The following is a 17072-nucleotide window of genomic DNA, read 5'->3' on the forward strand; positions in this document are numbered from 1 at the left end:
TCGGGACGGGCGCGGACGGGCCGGCACCGGCCGCGTCAGCGCGCCATGATCAGGCTCATGGCCTCGGCGCGCGTCGCGGGGTCACGGAGCTGTCCGCGTACCGCCGAGGTCAGCGTCTTCGCACCGGGCTTGCGGATCCCGCGCATCGACATGCACATGTGCTCGCACTCCACGACGACGACGACGCCGCGCGGCTCCAGGATCGTCATCAGCGAATCGGCGATCTGGGTGGTGAGCCGCTCCTGGACCTGCGGACGCCGGGCGAAGACGTCCACCAGCCGGGCCAGCTTCGACAGGCCGGTGATCTTGCCGCTGACGGCCGGAATGTACCCGACGTGCGCCACCCCGTGGAACGGCACCAGATGATGTTCACAGGTGCTGAACACTTCGATGTCCTTGACCAGCACCATCTCGTCATGGCCGAGGTCGAACGTGGTCGTCAGGACGTCCTCGGGCGCCTGGTACAGACCCGCGAACACCTCCTTGTACGCCCGCGCCACCCGTCCCGGCGTCTCCCGCAGCCCCTCCCGGTCGGGGTCCTCCCCCACGGCGAAGAGGAGCTCGCGTACGGCCGCCGCGGCCCGCTTCTCGTCGAATTCGCCGATCGAACCCTGGCCGTCCAGCGTCACCGGGTCGGTCATCTGTGCCTCGTTCCTCTGAGCTGTCAGCTGCGTGGACATTCGCGCAGATATACGAAAGCCGCGCCCCCACAGGCTAAACCTGGAGGGCGCGGCATCCATTCCGGGCCCGGTCGAACCCCCTGTGACGGGGGTCGCACGGGTCGGTTTCTAGCTCTCGGGACGCTCCTCGGGGATCGACTCCGTGGCCGGGACAACGTCCGCGGCGGAGGAACCGTTCGCCGTGGTGGCGCCGTTGGTGAGGGCGAGCTCCTTCGGGGAGAGCACCGGAGGCCGGGTGGACGGCGTGCGCCGGGCGGAGCCGGTCCATGCCGGACGGGCCGGGCGCCTGACGATCGGAGCGAAGATCTCGGCGATCTCCGCCTTGCCGAGGGTCTCCTTCTCAAGGAGCTGGAGAACCAGTGCGTCCAGAACGTCTCGGTTCTCGACCAGGATCTCCCACGCGTCGTTGTGCGCGGTCTCGATGAGCTTCTTGACCTCTTCGTCGACCAGCGCGGCGACCTCTTCCGAGTAGTCGCGCTGATGACCCATCTCGCGGCCCACGAACGGTTCGGTGTTGTCGCCACCGAACTTGATCGCGCCGAGCCGCTCCGTCATGCCGTACTGCGTGACCATCGCGCGGGCCGTTGCGGTGGCCTTCTCGATGTCGTTCGCAGCGCCGGTGGTCGGGTCGTGGAAGACCAGCTCCTCGGCCGCGCGCCCGCCCAGCATGTAAGCCAGCTGGTCGAGCATCTCGTTGCGCGTCGTGGAGTACTTGTCCTCCTCCGGGAGCACCATCGTGTAACCGAGGGCGCGGCCGCGGGAGAGGATCGTGATCTTGTGGACCGGGTCCGACTGGGGTGAGGCCGCCGCGACCAGGGCGTGTCCGCCCTCGTGGTACGCGGTGATCTTCTTTTCCTTCTCGGACATGATCCGGGTCCGCTTCTGCGGGCCCGCCACGACGCGGTCGATGGCCTCGTCGAGCATGTTGTTGTCGATCAGCTTCAGATTGCCGCGCGCCGTGAGGAGCGCCGCTTCGTTCAGCACGTTCGACAGGTCGGCACCGGTGAAACCGGGCGTACGACGGGCAACGGCGCCGAGATCGACGTCCGGTGCGACCGGCTTGCCCTTCTGGTGGACCTTGAGGATCTCCAGCCGGCCGATCATGTCCGGCCGGTCGACGGCGATCTGCCGGTCGAAGCGGCCCGGACGCAGCAGCGCCGGGTCGAGGATGTCCGGCCGGTTCGTGGCGGCGATCAGGATCACGCCGCCCTTCACGTCGAAGCCGTCCATCTCGACGAGCAGCTGGTTCAGCGTCTGCTCGCGCTCGTCGTGACCGCCGCCCATACCGGCACCGCGGTGCCGGCCGACGGCGTCGATCTCGTCGACGAAGACGATCGCCGGAGCGTTCGCCTTGGCCTGCTCGAAGAGGTCACGCACTCGGGAGGCACCGACACCGACGAACATCTCGACGAAGTCGGAACCGGAGATCGAGTAGAACGGGACGCCCGCTTCGCCGGCGACGGCGCGTGCGAGCAGCGTCTTGCCCGTGCCGGGAGGCCCGTACAGCAGGACACCCTTGGGGATCTTGGCGCCGACGGCCTGGAACTTCGCCGGCTCCTGGAGGAACTCCTTGATCTCGTAGAGCTCCTCGACCGCCTCGTCCGAGCCCGCCACATCGGCGAACGTCGTCTTCGGGGTGTCCTTGGTGATCAGCTTGGCCTTGGACTTGCCGAACTGCATGACCTTGGAGCCGCCACCCTGCATCTGGTTCATCAGAAACAGGAAGACAACCACGATGAGCACGAAGGGCAGCAGCGAGAAGAGGATCGAGACGAACGGGGACTGCTTCGACGGCGAGACGGTGTAACCCTTCTCGATGTCACCGCTCTCGAACTTCTTCTGCAGCGTGTCGGCCAGCTCGACGCCCTGGTTGCCGATGTAGCTCGCCTGGAACTTGCTGCCGGACTCGCCGGAGAGTTTCTGGCCGGGCTTCAGCTCAATCTTGAGGATTTGATCGTCACCGGTGGTGAGCTTGGCCTGCTCCACCTGGTTCTTACTGATCGCCTGGATCACCTTGCCGGTGTCCACCGTCTTGTAGCCGCCGGACGAGCCGACGACCTGCATCAACACGACCACGGCGAGGACGGCCAGCACGATCCACATGACCGGCCCACGGAAGTATCGCTTCACGTCCATCCATACGGAGCGAAGTCGCCCCGTCCCTCCTGCCCGTAGGTAAATGCTGCGTGTGAGTAAAGACTGTTCTTCGGACGGTACCCCAGCATTGTCACCGAGGACCGCCGAGGACGTCTGTCAAACCCGCCTTCGAAGGCTCAACGGCGGGAAATCGGTGAGGGTTCCCCGCAGACGGCGCGGGTTGCGCCGCACCGCGGTCAGCCGCCGTAGACGTGCGGGGCGAGGGTGCCGACGAAGGGGAGGTTGCGGTACTTCTCCGCGTAGTCCAGCCCATAGCCGACGACGAACTCGCTGGGGATGTCGAAGCCGACCCACTTGCAGTCGAGCGCGACCTTCGCCGCGTCCGGCTTGCGCAGCAGGGTGCAGATCTCCAGCGAGGCGGGCTCGCGCGAGCCCAGGTTCGACATCAGCCAGGACAGGGTCAGACCCGAGTCGATGATGTCCTCGACGATCAGGACGTGCTTGCCCTTGATGTCGGTGTCGAGGTCCTTGAGGATCCGGACGACACCGGAGGACTGGGTGCCCGCGCCGTACGAGGAGACCGCCATCCAGTCCATGGTGACGGGGGTGGACAGGGCGCGTGCCAGGTCCGCCATGACCATCACCGCGCCCTTGAGGACACCCACGAGGAGCAGGTCCTTGCCCGCGTACTCCGCGTCGATCTTCGCGGCCAGCTCGACGAGCTTCGCGTCGATCTCTTCCTTGGTGAGGAGCACCGACTGAAGGTCGGTACCCATGTCCTTCTCGTTCACCCGCGTCTCTTTCTTTGCCTGCCGGGTCCGGGTGGTGACCCGGACCTGCGCGGCCGCTCGCCTGCATGTCAGCCGCTTGTGCGTCAGCTCTGCCGAATCACCAGTCTGCCACCCTGGCGCAGGGCTTCGACGCGGCCGGGCAGGTTGATGGCCTGCTGGCCGCGCCAGCCGGTGATGAGACGGTCGACCTGCTCGATGTGCCGGGCGAAGAGCGAACCGGCCGGTGAGCCCGCTTCTATGGCCGCCCGGCGCAGTACCCGGCGGCGGACGGCGGACGGCAGCGCGTAGAGCTTGGCGCACTCCAGCCGGCCCGCGTCGTCGCGTACGTCACGGTCGGCCTCGGCGGCCCAGGTGTCCAGGGCGTCGGCGTCGTCGCGGGAGAGCTGGGCCGTACGGGCCAGGGCCTCGACGACTCCCTTGCCCAGCGCCTTCTCCAGGGCGGGCAGGCCCTCGTGGCGCAGCCGGGAGCGGGTGTAGGCGGGGTCGATGTTGTGCGGGTCGTCCCAGACGGGCAGGGACTGGACCAGACAGGCCTTGCGGGCGGTCTGCCGGTCGAGTTGGAGGAAGGGGCGGCGGTAGCGGCCGGCCGGGCCGGACGCGGCGGCCATGCCGGAGAGGGAGCGGATGCCGGAGCCGCGGGCGAGGCCCAGCAGCACCGTCTCCGCCTGGTCGTCGCGGGTGTGGCCGAGCAGGACGGCGGCGGCGCCGTGGCGTTCGGCCGCCGCGTCCAGTGCGGCGTAGCGGGCGTCGCGGGCGGCGGCCTCGGGCCCGCCGTCGTGGCCGACCCGCACCGCGACGGCCTCGACCGGGTCGAGGTCCATGGCGGTGAGGCGGTCGGCGACCTCGGCGGCGCGTGCCCCGGAGCCGTCCTGGAGGCCGTGGTCGACGGTGATGCCGCCGGCCCGGACGGCGAGTTTGCGGGCCTCGAAGGCGAGGGCCGAGGCGAGCGCCATGGAATCGGCCCCGCCGGAGCATGCCACCAGCACCAGGGGGGTATTGGGGCGTTCGGGGAGGGTGGCGCGCCGCCCGCCGGTTCCGGCGAGCTCGGGGTGCGGGGCGCGTCCGGCGTGCGTGGTGCGTTCGGCGTGCGTGGTGCGTTCGGTCTGATCGGCGAAGTCGGCGATGACGTCGTGGAGTACGCGGCGGACCGCCAGGCGTATCGCCGCGACCGCAGGATGGGGACCCATGTCCGGTGCCCTTCGTGAAGTTTCGGAGAGGTGCGTCGGAGTGCCGGGACAGGAAAGAGTGCCGTCACTCAGAGTGCGTCGATGGTGACAGAGCAATGCCGTTCATTGAGCATTGCACGCCTTCCCATGCCCCTACGGTCCCTCGGATGGGTGATTACCGGCGCGTTCGTCCGTGGCTGCGAGCCCCTGTTCGCGCCGTGATCATGACTCGGCCCTACGGTGCACCCTCGCGATCCAGTCCTCCGGCTTGGCGATCTCCGCCTTCGTCGGGAGGGTGTTGGGCGAGGTCCAGACCCGGTTGAAGCCGTCCATGCCGACCTCGTCGACCACGACGCGCACGAACCGTTCGCCGTCCCGGTACTGGCGCAGCTTGGCGTCGAGCCCCAGGAGTTTGCGCAGTGCCTGGTCGAGCCGGCTCGCGCCGCGCGCCCTGCGCTGCTGGAACTTCTCCCGGATCTCGCCGACGGAGGACACCACCTCGGGGCCGACGCCGTCCATCACGTAGTCCGCGTGCCCCTCCAGCAGGGACATCACCGCGGTGAGCCTGGCGAGGATCTCGCGCTGGGCGGGGGTCTGCACGACCTCGACGAGGCTGCGCCCGCCGTCCTCGCCCTCCTCGCCCTCGGGCCGGCCGCCGGCCAGTGACTGGGCGGCCTCGCGGAGCCGTTCCAGCACCGTCACCGGGTCGACGTCGGTCTCGTCGAGGAATGACTGGATCTCGCCCTGCAGATGGTCGCGGAGCCAGGGCACCGCGGTGAACTGGGTGCGGTGGGTCTCCTCGTGGAGGGCGACCCAGAGGCGGAAGTCGTGCGGGTCGACCTCCAGTTCCCGCTCGACGTGGACGATGTTCGGCGCGACCAGCAGGAGCCTGCCGCCGCCGTCGGCCGAGGCGGGGAGCTCACGGGTGGCGGGGGCGAACGTCTCGTACTGGCCGAGGACCCTGGAGGCCAGGAACGACAGCAGCATCCCCACCTCCACGCCGGTCACCTTGGAACCGACGGCGCCGAGCACGGCGCCGCCCGCGCTGCCGCCGCGCCGTTCCTCCATCTTCTCCAGGAGGGGGCGCAGCAGCTCGCGGAAGCCCGCCACGTTCGCCTTGATCCAGCCGGCCCGGTCGACGACCAGGACCGGGGTGTCCTCCGGCTCGGTCCCCTCCGGGATCATCCGGGTGAAGCCGCGGACGTGCTCCTCCGCGGCCTTGGCATGCCTGCGCAGCTCCGCGACGACCTCGCGGGCCTCCTCGCGGCTGATCTCCGGCCCCGGCCGTACAAGTCGGGTCGCGGTCGCAACCGCGAGATTCCAGTCGACCATCCCCGCACCACCGATGCTCGTCATGCGTCAACCGTACGTGCTCGGCCCTTGATGCGGTGAGGTGTTGACCGGGCTATCGCTTGCCGGCCGCCAGTGCGGTGGCGAGCGAGTCGAGGGCGGACTGGGCCGCGGACGGGTCGGTGGTGCCCGACGCCAGGAAGGCGAACGCGAGGAGTCTGCCGTGTGCGTCGACGACCGTGCCGGAGAGGGTGTTGACGCCGGTGAGGGTGCCCGTCTTGGCGCGGATCAGGCCGGTGCCGCCGGACTTCGTCGTGTAGCGGCCGCTCAGCGTGCCGCTGAAGCCGGCCACCGGGAGTCCGCTGAGGACGGGGCGCAGTTCGGGGTGGTCCGGATCGGCCGTGCGGGCGAGGAGACCGGCGAGCAGGGCGGCGGTGACCTTGTCCTGGCGGTTCAGTCCGCTGCCGTCGGCGAAGTTCGCGCCCTTCAGCGGCAGTTTCAGCTTGCTGAGCTGTGCGGTGACGGCCTGTCGGCCGCCGTTGAAGTCCGCCGGGCGGCCCGCGACCAGTGCGGTCTGCCGGGCCAGCGCCTCGGCGATGTCGTTGTCGCTGTTGGTCAGCGCCCGCTCGACGAGACCGGACAGCGGGGCGGAGAGGTGCTTGGCGACGGCCCTGGACTTCGCGGCCGCCCGGCCGGACGCGGGTCCGGACCCGGTGGTGATCCCGGCCTTGCCGAGCAGTTCGCCGAAGGCGTCGGCGGCCGCCCTGGCCGGGTCGCCGCTGCGTGGGGCGGGTCCGCTGGTGGTGTCGTCGAGGCGCCCCTCGTTGACCATCAGGGCGCTCACCGGGGCGATGTTCTCGTTGGGGCCGATCGGGTGGAGCGCGGGCCCGGAGTAGCCGGAGGCGTCGTACCGGAGGTGGATCCGGTGGACTCCGCTGTCCTTCAGGGCGCGTGCGGTGTCGGCGGCCAGGGAGCGCAGGGCCGCCCGGTCGAGGGTGGGGTCGCCGCCGCCGACCAGGGTCACGGTGCGGGAGTCCGCGGAGGCCCGGACGGTCGTGGGGATGCGGTGGTCGGGGCCGAGCGCGGTCAGGGCCGCGACCGTGGTGGCGATCTTGACCGTGGAGGCCGGTGTCATGGGGGTGTCGGCCCCCTTGCCGTACAGCCGCTTGCCGGTGGCGGTGTCGATGACGACGGCGCTGGGCCGGGTGCCGAGCGCGGGGTCCTTCAGCAGCGGGCCCAGTACGGCGCGGAGTTCGGCCGCCGCGCCGTCCGGGGCATCCGGCGCGGACCGGTCGGCGGCGGTGCCCAGCGCCGCGAGAACGGCCGGGGCGCTGGGTGCGGGGGCCGGTCCGTCGGGCGCGGCGGGGTCGTGATGTGCGCCACCCGTACGGGCCCGGGCGGCTGCCCAGTCCAGCTCGGCCTTACGCTGACCCGAGTCCCAGGGACCGGCGGCGAGGACGGCGCCGGCTGCGAGCGCCAGGCCGAGGGCGGCGGAGACGGCCGTGAACTGCCAGTTGCTCAACCCGTTCCGCAGGTCCAGGTGGTCCGTGAGGGTCGCCCTGATCAGCTTGCCGAACGGTTTGATCGACGGTCTTTTCACCGGCTCGGCCACCGTTGACCAGCCCCTTTCGCGAGCACGCATCTCCGTGAGGGACACTTAACCATCAGTCGTATGTGTTGATCATGGAGGAGCCACCCGTGGAGTTCGACGTCGTTATCGAGATTCCGAAGGGTTCGCGGAACAAGTACGAGGTGGACCACGAGACCGGTCGGATCCGTCTGGACCGTCGGCTCTTCACCTCGACCAGCTACCCGGCGGACTACGGTTTCGTCGAGAACACCCTCGGCGAGGACGGCGACCCGCTGGACGCGCTGGTCATCCTGGAGGAGCCGACCTTCCCCGGCTGCCTCATCAAGTGCCGCGCCATCGGCATGTTCCGGATGACGGACGAGGCCGGGGGCGACGACAAGCTGCTGTGCGTGCCGGCCTCCGACCCCCGGGTGGAGCACCTGCGCGACATCCACCACGTGTCGGAGTTCGACCGCCTGGAGATCCAGCACTTCTTCGAGGTCTACAAGGACCTGGAGCCCGGCAAGTCCGTCGAGGGCGCCGACTGGGTCGGCCGTGTCGAGGCCGAGGCCGAGATCGAGAACTCGTACAAGCGCCTCGAGGCGCAGGGCGGCGCGCACTGACGTTCCGTTCGCGGTTCCGTCTTCGGTTCCGTTTACGACTCCGAGCAGGCGACGGGCGGTACACCTTCACCGGTGTGCCGCCCGTTTCGCGTGGGTACCCATCTCCGCGGCGATACTGGGCAGGAGCGCTACCGAAGACGCGCAGCCGAGATTGAGTGAGGTCAGTGGTGGCGGAGCAGGGCGGTCCAGAGGACCAGAAGCCCCAGTCCGACGAGGCGCGCAGCGCCTTCTCCCAGCCCTCCGGCGTGGGTAGGCCGACGCCGCCGCCCGAGGATGAGCACCCGACGTCGGAATTCGCTCTTCCGTCCGGTCTGACGCCTGAGCCGCAGGGTTCGGGATCCGGCTCGGGGGCGGGTTCCGCTTCCGGTTCCGCAACGGCCTCGGGATCGGGGTCGGACACCATCGGTTCGGCCTTCGCCCCGCCGCGCACCTACAGCGCCCAGAACTCCCCGCCCGCCTTCACGCCCGCGCACGGCATCCCGATGATCCGGCTGACCAAGGAAGCCCCCTGGCAGGACCGGATGCGCACGATGCTGCGGATGCCGGTCGCCGAGCGCCCGGCGCCGGAGCCGGTCCAGAAGCCCGACGACGCGGGTCCCGCGGTGCCGCGCGTGCTCGACCTGACGCTGCGTATCGGGGAGCTGCTGCTGGCCGGTGGTGAGGGCGCGGAGGACGTCGAGGCGGCGATGTTCGCCGTGACCCGCAGCTACGGTCTCGACCGCTGCGAGCCGACGGTCACCTTCACGCTGCTGTCGATCTCGCACCAGCCCTCGCTGGTCGACGACCCGGTGACGGCGAGCCGTACCGTACGCCGTCGCGGCACCGACTACACCCGGCTGGCCGCGGTCTTCCGGCTCGTCGACGACATCACCACCGAGGAGGGCGAGGTCTCCCTGGAGGAGTCCTACCGGCGCCTCGCGGAGATCCGGCGGAACAGGCATCCGTACCCCGGTTGGGTGCTCACACTGTCCGCCGGCGCCCTGGCCGGTGCGGCATCGGTGCTGGTGGGCGGTGGCGCCCTGGTGTTCGTGGTGGCGGCGATCGGCGCGATGCTCGGGGACCGGCTGGCCTGGCTGTGCGCCGGGCGGGGGCTTCCGGAGTTCTACCAGTTCGTCGCGGCGGCGATGCCGCCCGCCGCGATGGGCGTGGCGCTCACCCTCACCCACTGGTCCGACGTCCGGCCGTCGGCGGTCATCACCGGTGGGCTGTTCGCCCTGCTGCCGGGGAGGGCCCTGGTGGCGGGGGTGCAGGACGGCCTGACCGGCTACTACATCACCGCGGCCGCGCGGCTCCTCGAAGTCTTGTACTTCTTCATCGGCATCGTCACCGGTGTGCTGCTGGTGCTGTACGGGGGCCTCCAGCTGGGGGCCCAGCTGAACCCGGAGGCCCGGCTCATCTCGCACGACCGGCCGGTGATCCAGATCCTGGCGTCGATGGTGCTGAGCCTGGCCTTCGCGATCCTGCTCCAGCAGGAGCGGTCCACGGTGCTGGCGGTGACCCTCAACGGCGGTGTGGCCTGGGTGATCTTCGGGGCGATGACCCGGCCCGGTGGCATCTCGCCGGTGGCGGCCACGGCGGTGGCGGCCGGCCTGGTGGGACTGTTCGGGCAGTTGTTCTCGCGCTACCGGTACACCTCGTCGCTGCCGTTCATCACGGCCGCGATCGGCCCGCTGCTGCCGGGTTCCGCCACGTACTTCGGTCTGCTGGGTATCGCGCAGGACCAGCTGGACCGGGGGCTCGCCTCGCTGTCGACCGCGGTGGCGACGGCCGGGGCCATCGCCATCGGGGTGAATCTGGGAAGCGAGATCTCCCGGCTGTTCATGCGGGTGCCGGGTGCGGTCGCCGGTGCGAACCGCCGCGCGGCCAAACGGACGCGCGGCTTCTGACGTCTTGAGCAGGATCCCGGCAACACGGGCCGGGGAAGGACGGGCCCGGGAAGGGCGTCAGCGCTTGGCGTGACGGCCTCGGCGGCCTCCGGCGGCCGGGTCCTGGCCCTCGTCGCCCCCTGCCGCCGCTTCCTTCTTCGACTTGCTGCGGGCGCGCAGGAACTCGATGCCGATCGGCACGACCGAGATCAGCACGATCAGGATGAGCATCGCCTCGATGTTCTGGTGCACGAACTCGATCTTGCCCAGGACCGCGCCCAGGAGCGTCACACCGACGCCCCAGAGGACCCCGCCGATGATGTTGAACGTGATGAACGAGCGGTAGTTCATCCGGCTCACACCGGCGATGATCGGCGTGAACGTCCGCACGACGGGCACGAAGCGGGCCAGGATCAGCGACTTCGGGCCGTACTTCTCGAAGAAATCGTGGGCCTTCTCGACGTTCTCCTGCTTGAAGAGGCGGGAGTCCGGGCGGTTGAAGAGCGACGGGCCGACCTTGCGGCCGAAGAGATAGCCCACCTGGTCGCCGATGACCGCGGCCAGCGCGACAAGGACGCAGACCAGCCACAACGGGGTGTGCAGCTTGCCCGTCGTCACCAGCAGGCCGGTGGTGAACAGCAGGGAGTCACCGGGCAGGAAGAACCCGATCAGCAGCCCGGACTCGGCAAAGACGATGACCAGTACACCGATCAGCCCGAACTGGCCGATGAGATGGTCCGGGTCCAGCCAGCTCGGTCCGAGCGCAAGCGTATTCAAGGGTCCGGGCTCCAGGATGTGGTAGATGGCGGCTGCGTGGCCGCCCAAAGCTATCAACGCAGCGGAGCGCCTCCGGGTTCCACTGGCCCCCGTGGAGATGCACGAGGGGCAAAGCGGGGCAAAACTCGATCCCAGGAGGTGCCACACCATGGGCATTGAGGATTACGGCGGCGGCCAGAAGGCACAGGCCGATGTACTGGTCGTCACCACCAATGACGTACCCGGCCACCAGGTGACCCAGGTCATCGGTGAGGTGTTCGGCCTGACGGTGCGCTCCCGGCATCTGGGCAGCCAGATCGGCGCCGGCCTGAAGTCCATGATCGGCGGCGAGCTGAAGGGGCTGACCAAGACGCTCGTCGAGACCCGCAACCAGGCGATGGAGCGGCTGGTCGAGCAGGCGAAGGCACGGGGCGCCAACGCGGTGCTGATGATGCGCTTCGACGTGACCGAGGCGGCCGACGTGGGCACGGAGGTCTGTGCGTACGGAACGGCCGCGGTGATCAGCAAACTCTGAACGCGGCCACGGGGACGGGGCGCACGCCCCCGAACCCGGAGGTGGGGCGTACCCCCCGTTACGGGGATCGGCGCACGCCCCACCCCGTAAGCGCGCGCCCCGGCTACTCCTGGCGCTCCGCGTTGGCGTTGATCGCGTCGCGCAGGTGCTCGGCCAGACCCGCTCGCACCGACTCGTAGAACGCCTTGAACCGCGGGTCGGCGACGCGCCCGCTGGGCGAGAGCAGCCCGATGCCGTCGTAGTGGTGCAGGGTGCGCACCGTGACCCCGGCGAATCCGGCGACCTGTCCCACGGAGTGCTCCATGACTCCGCGTCCCCTTCCGTGTGGGTACGCGTCCGAGCATGGGCCCTGACGCGACGTGAGGTGCAACCCCGAAAATCCGCCGAACATCACCCTTTTGAAGGGTTATAAGGCTTTTGCCTGACTATGGTGAGCCGATGGCCACCGACTCCGCTGTCTCCGCCGAACCGTCCCCCGCGCGCCGGCTGCTGCCGCTCCTCGTACCCGCTCTGGCCGTCGGAGTGGTCTCGGCCCTCGTCCTGCTCGGCATCAGCCTGCTCGCCGAAGGGCTGCAGGACGTGCTCTGGAAGAGACTGCCCGACGCGCTGTCGATCGGCGGGTTCTCCTCGCTGTGGATGATCGTGATGCTCACCGCGATCGGGCTGGCGGCCGGTCTGGTCATCCGGGTGGTGCCCGGACGGGCCGGCCCCGATCCGGCGACCACGGGCCTGGTCGATCCGCCACTGCCGCCCGGCGTGGTGCCGGGGCTGCTGGCGGTGACGGTCCTGGCGCTGGCGGGCGGGGTCAGCCTGGGCCCGGAGAACCCGATCACCGCGGCCAACATCGCGCTGGCCTACTGGGCGGGCCGCCGGTTCGCACCGGGCGCCCCGGCCGAACTGTGGGTCTCGCTCGCCGCCGCGGGCACCATCGGCGCACTGTTCGGCACACCGGTCGCCGCCGCACTGATCCTCTCCGAGACGCTGGCCTCACGCCCCGGACCGGGTGCGCTCTGGGACCGGCTCTTCGGCCCGCTGGCGGCGGGGGCCGCGGGGTCGCTCACCATGGCGCTGCTCGCCCACCCCAGCTTCGACCTGTCGCTGCCCGACTACACCCGCGCGCACTGGGGCGACCTGCTCTCCGCGACCGTGATCGCCTCCGCCGGGGCGGTGCTGGGGCTGGCGGCGGTGTACGCCTTCCCCTACGTGCACCGTGCCTTCCGCGCCCTGCGGCATCCGGTCCTGGCGCTGACCCTGGGCGGACTGCTGCTCGGCCTGCTCGGCGCCCTGGGCGGGCATCTCACCCTGTTCAAGGGGCTGGACGAGGTGAAGGAGCTGGCCGCCGATCCGGACGGCTGGTCGGCCGGTCAGTTCGCGGTCATGGCCGTGGTGAAGACCGCGGCCCTGCTGATCGCGGCGACCTGCGGCTTCCGGGGCGGGCGGATCTTCCCGGCCGTGTTCGCCGGCGCCGCCCTCGGCCTGTGCGCCCACGCCCTGGTCGGCGGGGTGCCGGTGGCGCTCGCGGTGACGTGCGGGGTGCTCGGGGTGCTGCTGGCCATCACCCGGCAGGGCTGGCTCAGCCTGTTCACGGCCGCGGTGCTGGCATCCGACACGGCGCTGCTCCCGCTGCTCTGCGTCGCCTCACTGCCGGCCTGGCTGCTGGTGACGGGGCGGCCGCAGATGCAACTGCACGAGGACGGTACGCCGCTGCGGTGAACCCGGGCGGGTGGCGCCGCTACCGGGTTCGTCCGACGCGCCGGTCGCACACGGTGTCCGTATCGTCTGGTTCATCCGTCTTCGTACGGCCTCGCGGCCAGAAACCGAGAAGGGCAGGTCGGCGATGCCACTCCACAAGGGCTCATCCCGCAGCGAACCGTCCGCAAAGCAGCGCAGGCTGGCCCTCAACCCGTTCTTCGGAGAGGCCGATCCGACAGCGGGGATGGAGTCCGCGCCACCCCGGCACCAGCTGCCGGACCGGGCGCTGCCGCCCGCCACCGCGTACCGCCTGGTCCACGACGAGCTGATGCTCGACGGCAACTCACGGCTCAACCTCGCCACCTTCGTCACCACCTGGATGGAGCCTCAGGCCGGGGTGCTGATGGCCGAGTGTGCCGACAAGAACATGATCGACAAGGACGAGTACCCGCGCACCGCCGAGCTGGAACGGCGCTGCGTGGCGATGCTCGCCGACCTCTGGAACGCGCCCGACCCCTCGAAGGCCGTGGGCTGTTCGACGACCGGCTCCAGCGAGGCCTGCATGCTGGCCGGACTCGCGCTCAAACGCCGCTGGGCCGGCCGGAACGCCGACCGCTACCCGGCGACCGCCCGGCCCAATCTGGTCATGGGCGTGAACGTGCAGGTCTGCTGGGACAAGTTCTGCAACTTCTGGGAGGTCGAGCCCCGCCTGGTCCCGATGGAGGGCGACCGCTTCCATATCGACCCACAGGCCGCGGCCGACCTCTGCGACGAGAACACCATCGGCGTGATCGGCATCCTCGGCTCGACCTTCGACGGTTCGTACGAGCCCATCGCGGATCTCTGCGCCGCCCTCGACGCCCTCCAGGAGCGCACCGGCCTCGACGTCCCCGTCCATGTGGACGGGGCGTCCGGGGCGATGGTGGCGCCGTTCCTGGACGAGGACCTGGTCTGGGACTTCCGGCTCCCCCGGGTCGCCTCGATCAACACCTCGGGGCACAAGTACGGGCTGGTCTACCCGGGTGTCGGCTGGGCACTGTGGCGCTCGCCCGCCGAGCTGCCCGAGGAGCTGGTCTTCCGGGTCAACTACCTGGGCGGCGACATGCCGACCTTCGCGCTGAACTTCTCCCGGCCCGGCGCGCAGGTGGTGGCGCAGTACTACACCTTCCTGCGGCTGGGCCGGGAGGGCTACCGGGCCGTGCAGCAGGCGTCCCGGGACGTGGCCGGCGGACTGGCCGAACAGATCGAGGACCTGGGCGACTTCCGGCTCCTCACCCGGGGGAACCAGCTCCCCGTGTTCGCGCTGACGACCGCGCCGGAGGTGACGGCGTACGACGTCTTCGACGTGTCGCGGCGGCTGCGCGAGCGCGGCTGGCTGGTGCCGGCGTACACCTTCCCCGCGAACCGGCAGGATCTGTCGGTGCTGCGGGTCGTGTGCCGCAACGGCTTCTCCTCGGACCTCGCGGAGCTGCTGCTGGAGGACCTGCGGCTGATGCTGCCCGAACTGCGCGCCCAGGAGCACCCGTCGAGCCGGGACCACGGCGCGGCCACGGCGTTCCACCACTGAGACCGACCGGCAGTCGGGCGGCCCCTCAGTGGCTCAGCCGCGCGAACCGCCGTACCGCCGACGGGAGGAACACCGCGAGCAGCTCCAACCGCCCCAGCACCGCAAGGAGTTCGACATGGGCGGCGGCCCAGGAGTCCCCGCCGCCGCCCGGGTTGCCGAAGAGTCCGTGCACCGCCGTGGCCGTCGCCGACATCGGGTTCCACTCGACGGCCGCGTCCAGCAGACCGCATTCGTCAAACTTGATTAGTGGGCATCCCCGGGATCGGCGACACCGGTCGCGTACGGGTTCTCCTCGCCCTCGGCGAGCACGCCGACGAACGGATCGCCCTCACCCGCGAAGGTGTACGCCCCGCCCTCGATACGGGCGATCAGCCCACGCGTCCATTCGGCACCGGCGTCCGCCGAGTGCACCCACATGTTCATGATCTCGCCGATGTGGCCGATCGACTCGGGGCCCGCCTCGGGCGTGTAGTACTCGGTGACCGACGCCCGCCATCTGCCCAGACCCGCCACCCGCTCCTTGAGCAGGGACACCGCCTCGGACCGCTCCAGGTCGACGATGCCGCCCAGGCCCGCCGACAGCACGTCCAGCTTCTGGTCGTACGAGGTCAGCGCCGCGCGCAACAGCGTGAAGTACTCCGCGTCACCCCGTTCGGTGATCTCGTACTCGGTACGCGGCGGGCCGCCGGCCGTGCTCGGGGCGACCTCATGGGCGAGCAGTACGCCCTGCTTCGCCATCTGCTTCAGTGCGTGGTAGATCGACCCCGGCTTGGCGCTGGACCACTCGTGGGCACCCCAGTACTCCAGGTCGTTGCGGATCTGATAGCCGTGCGCCCGGCCGTGCTGCCGCACGGCGCAGAGGACCAGCAGCCGGATCGCGGACATGCCCACCCACCCTTTCTACTCAACTTTGATGAGAGTAGCGGTGCGTGACTCAGAGCGGGAAAACGCTCCGGCCGTGCTGGATCGATATCCACCTCTGGGTGGTGAAGGCCTCCACCGTCGCCTCGCCGTTCAGCCGGCCCGAGCCGGACTTCTTCTCGCCGCCGAAGGCGACCAGCGGGTCGTCCTGGACGGTGGCGTCGTTGACGTGGAACATCCCGCTGCGAATCCGCCGGGCGAACCGCACCCCGCGCTCGGAGTCCGCGGTGAACACGGCGCCGCTGAGCCCGTACGGGCTGTCGTTGGTCATCCGTACGGCCTCCTCCTCTCCGTCGAACGTGGCCAGCAGCGCCACCGGGCCGAAGATCTCCTGGGAGAGCAGCGGGGAGTCGTCCGGGAGTCCGGTGAGCACGGTGGGCTCGACGAGATTGCCCCGGGTGCGGCCCCGGACCGGCGCCGTGGCCCCCTCGGCGATCGCCTGGTCGACCAGGGCGGTCAGCGCGTCCGCCTGGAAGGTGTTGATGACGGGACCGATCTGGGTCTCCGGGTCACGCGGGTCGCCGGTCCGGAGCGCCGCCACCCGTGCGGTGAACTTCTCGGCGAACTCCGGCGCGACGGCCCGGTCCACCAGAATCCGGTTGGCGGCCATGCAGACCTGCCCCTGGTAGACGAAGCGGCTGAAGACCGCCGCGTCGACCGCGTAGTCGATGTCCGCGTCGTCGAGCACCACCAGGGCGCTGTTACCGCTGAGTTCGAGAATGGTGCGCTTGAAGAGCGCGCCCGCCGTCGCGCCGACATGGCGGCCGACCCGGTCCGATCCGGCGAAGGAGATCACCCTGGGGACGGGGTGCGCTATGAACGCGTCACCTATCTCGGCTATGTCGGTGACCAGGATGTTGAGCAGTCCGGCCGGCAGTCCCGCGTCCTGGAAGATCTTGGCGACCAGCCCGCCGCCGACCACCGGGGCGTGCTGGTTCGGCTTGACGACGACCGCGTTGCCGAGCGCCAGGGCCGGCGCGACCGACTTCATCGTCACCAGGAAGGGGAAGTTGAAGGCGCTGATGACGCCGACGACCCCGACGGGCAGCCGGTAGAGGCGGTTCTCCTTGCCGTCCGCCGGGGACGCCAGGATCCGGCCCCCGGAGTGCAACGCCTGATGGGCGGCCTCGCGCAGGAACTCCTGGGCGGCGCGCAGCTCGTACCGTGCCTTGGACCGGGTGCCGCCCAGTTCGTCGATGGCGGCTTCGACGATCTCGTCGGCCAGGTCCTCGGTGATGCGCAGCGCCCGTTCCATGACCCGGCCGCGCTCGTACGGACTCGTGGCGGCCCAGGCCCGCTGCGCGCGCTCGGCCGCACGGTAGGCGCGGTCGACCTCGTCTGCGGTGGCGACGGTGATCGCGGCGAGCTTTTCCCCGTTGTAGGGATTGATATCAATGATGTCCCACGAGCCGGTGCCGGTGCGCCATTCACCGTCGATGTACTGGTCGGCCAGCTCGTGGAAGAAGGACATGCGATCCCTTACTGCAGGTGCAGACTCCTGTTGAGGTGTCATCGTACT

General features: G+C 70.1%; 15 protein-coding genes and 2 pseudogenes. 5 read left to right on the forward strand and 12 right to left on the reverse strand.

What is annotated here, in order from left to right; translation table 11 throughout:
- Positions 1-35: 35 nt before the first annotated feature.
- From folE to dacB, 6 genes are all read right to left on the reverse strand, one after another.
- Positions 36-641 (reverse strand): GTP cyclohydrolase I FolE, encoded by a 606-nt coding sequence (folE, locus tag FHX80_RS12105; RefSeq protein ID WP_145767240.1) that lies wholly within the window; start codon positions 639-641, stop codon positions 36-38.
- Between the two features lie 147 nt (positions 642-788).
- Positions 789-2816, reverse strand: a complete 2028-nt coding sequence (gene ftsH / locus FHX80_RS12110) for an ATP-dependent zinc metalloprotease FtsH (RefSeq protein WP_145764214.1) — start codon at positions 2814-2816, stop codon at positions 789-791.
- A gap of 197 nt (positions 2817-3013) precedes the next feature.
- Positions 3014-3553 carry a hypoxanthine phosphoribosyltransferase gene (hpt, locus tag FHX80_RS12115; protein WP_145767241.1) on the reverse strand — a complete coding sequence of 180 codons (540 nt, stop codon included), beginning with the start codon at positions 3551-3553 and terminating at the stop codon, positions 3014-3016.
- A gap of 98 nt (positions 3554-3651) precedes the next feature.
- On the reverse strand, positions 3652-4755 hold the full coding sequence (gene tilS, locus FHX80_RS12120; RefSeq protein WP_145764215.1) for a tRNA lysidine(34) synthetase TilS: 1104 nt from the start codon (positions 4753-4755) through the stop codon (positions 3652-3654).
- A gap of 201 nt (positions 4756-4956) precedes the next feature.
- Positions 4957-6090 carry a zinc-dependent metalloprotease gene (locus FHX80_RS12125; RefSeq protein WP_145764216.1) on the reverse strand — a complete coding sequence of 378 codons (1134 nt, stop codon included), beginning with the start codon at positions 6088-6090 and terminating at the stop codon, positions 4957-4959.
- Between the two features lie 49 nt (positions 6091-6139).
- Positions 6140-7636: a D-alanyl-D-alanine carboxypeptidase/D-alanyl-D-alanine endopeptidase gene (gene dacB, locus FHX80_RS12130; RefSeq protein ID WP_145764217.1), complete on the reverse strand. Its 1497-nt coding sequence runs from the start codon at positions 7634-7636 to the stop codon at positions 6140-6142.
- Between the two features lie 86 nt (positions 7637-7722).
- Between dacB and FHX80_RS12135 the strand changes: the two genes are divergently transcribed.
- Together FHX80_RS12135 and FHX80_RS12145 are read left to right on the forward strand one after the other, a co-directional pair.
- Complete coding sequence (locus FHX80_RS12135) at positions 7723-8217, forward strand: inorganic diphosphatase (RefSeq protein ID WP_123525235.1); 495 nt, start codon at positions 7723-7725, stop codon at positions 8215-8217.
- Positions 8218-8381: 164 nt separating this feature from the next.
- Complete coding sequence (locus FHX80_RS12145) at positions 8382-10103, forward strand: threonine/serine exporter family protein (protein ID WP_145764218.1); 1722 nt, start codon at positions 8382-8384, stop codon at positions 10101-10103.
- A 57-nt stretch (positions 10104-10160) separates the two neighbouring features.
- Here FHX80_RS12145 and FHX80_RS12150 read toward each other — a convergent pair whose 3' ends face one another.
- Positions 10161-10859 carry a DedA family protein gene (locus FHX80_RS12150; RefSeq protein ID WP_145764219.1) on the reverse strand — a complete coding sequence of 233 codons (699 nt, stop codon included), beginning with the start codon at positions 10857-10859 and terminating at the stop codon, positions 10161-10163.
- A 148-nt stretch (positions 10860-11007) separates the two neighbouring features.
- On the opposite strand from FHX80_RS12150, the gene FHX80_RS12155 reads away from it, so the two are divergent.
- Positions 11008-11373 (forward strand): YbjQ family protein, encoded by a 366-nt coding sequence (locus FHX80_RS12155; protein WP_145764220.1) that lies wholly within the window; start codon positions 11008-11010, stop codon positions 11371-11373.
- 103 nt (positions 11374-11476) lie between these two features.
- On the opposite strand, the gene FHX80_RS36980 is transcribed toward FHX80_RS12155, so the two are convergent.
- Together FHX80_RS36980 and FHX80_RS12160 are read right to left on the reverse strand one after the other, a co-directional pair.
- Positions 11477-11605: a TipAS antibiotic-recognition domain-containing protein gene (locus FHX80_RS36980; protein ID WP_483025191.1), complete on the reverse strand. Its 129-nt coding sequence runs from the start codon at positions 11603-11605 to the stop codon at positions 11477-11479.
- A pseudogene (locus FHX80_RS12160) lies at positions 11579-11677 on the reverse strand (MerR family DNA-binding transcriptional regulator); the annotation flags it as partial. The pseudogene FHX80_RS12160 and the gene FHX80_RS36980, both read right to left, overlap by 27 nt.
- A gap of 134 nt (positions 11678-11811) precedes the next feature.
- Between FHX80_RS12160 and FHX80_RS12165 the strand changes: the two are divergent.
- Positions 11812-13086: an ion channel protein gene (locus tag FHX80_RS12165; protein ID WP_145764221.1), complete on the forward strand. Its 1275-nt coding sequence runs from the start codon at positions 11812-11814 to the stop codon at positions 13084-13086.
- A gap of 124 nt (positions 13087-13210) precedes the next feature.
- Positions 13211-14632, forward strand: coding sequence for a glutamate decarboxylase (gad, locus tag FHX80_RS12170; protein WP_145764222.1), 1422 nt, complete (start codon positions 13211-13213; stop codon positions 14630-14632).
- 25 nt (positions 14633-14657) lie between these two features.
- Here the strand turns inward: gad and FHX80_RS12175 are convergent.
- The 3 genes and pseudogenes from FHX80_RS12175 to FHX80_RS12185 all read right to left on the reverse strand — a co-directional run.
- Positions 14658-14858 (reverse strand): annotated as a pseudogene (locus tag FHX80_RS12175) (ABC transporter permease); the annotation flags it as partial.
- 17 nt (positions 14859-14875) lie between these two features.
- The gene (locus FHX80_RS12180) at positions 14876-15517 is read right to left on the reverse strand and encodes a PadR family transcriptional regulator (RefSeq protein WP_145764223.1); all 642 of its coding nucleotides are present in this window, start codon (positions 15515-15517) and stop codon (positions 14876-14878) included.
- Positions 15518-15566: 49 nt separating this feature from the next.
- On the reverse strand, positions 15567-17024 hold the full coding sequence (locus FHX80_RS12185) for an aldehyde dehydrogenase family protein (protein ID WP_145764224.1): 1458 nt from the start codon (positions 17022-17024) through the stop codon (positions 15567-15569).
- Between the last annotated feature and the right edge of the window lie 48 nt (positions 17025-17072).

The sequence above is a fragment of the Streptomyces brevispora genome (genome assembly GCF_007829885.1).
In the GTDB taxonomy this organism is placed as follows: domain Bacteria; phylum Actinomycetota; class Actinomycetes; order Streptomycetales; family Streptomycetaceae; genus Streptomyces; species Streptomyces brevispora.

Coding starts and splice junctions, on each gene's coding strand:
- FHX80_RS12165 (WP_145764221.1), top strand. CDS start 11,812: ATGGCCACCGACTCCGCTGTCTCCGCCGAACCGTCCCCCGCGCGCCGG.
- FHX80_RS12125 (WP_145764216.1), bottom strand. CDS start 6,090: ATGACGAGCATCGGTGGTGCGGGGATGGTCGACTGGAATCTCGCGGTT.
- tilS (WP_145764215.1), bottom strand. CDS start 4,755: ATGGGTCCCCATCCTGCGGTCGCGGCGATACGCCTGGCGGTCCGCCGC.
- folE (WP_145767240.1), bottom strand. CDS start 641: ATGACCGACCCGGTGACGCTGGACGGCCAGGGTTCGATCGGCGAATTC.
- FHX80_RS12155 (WP_145764220.1), top strand. CDS start 11,008: ATGGGCATTGAGGATTACGGCGGCGGCCAGAAGGCACAGGCCGATGTA.
- FHX80_RS12180 (WP_145764223.1), bottom strand. CDS start 15,517: ATGTCCGCGATCCGGCTGCTGGTCCTCTGCGCCGTGCGGCAGCACGGC.
- gad (WP_145764222.1), top strand. CDS start 13,211: ATGCCACTCCACAAGGGCTCATCCCGCAGCGAACCGTCCGCAAAGCAG.
- hpt (WP_145767241.1), bottom strand. CDS start 3,553: ATGGGTACCGACCTTCAGTCGGTGCTCCTCACCAAGGAAGAGATCGAC.
- FHX80_RS12185 (WP_145764224.1), bottom strand. CDS start 17,024: ATGTCCTTCTTCCACGAGCTGGCCGACCAGTACATCGACGGTGAATGG.
- ftsH (WP_145764214.1), bottom strand. CDS start 2,816: ATGGACGTGAAGCGATACTTCCGTGGGCCGGTCATGTGGATCGTGCTG.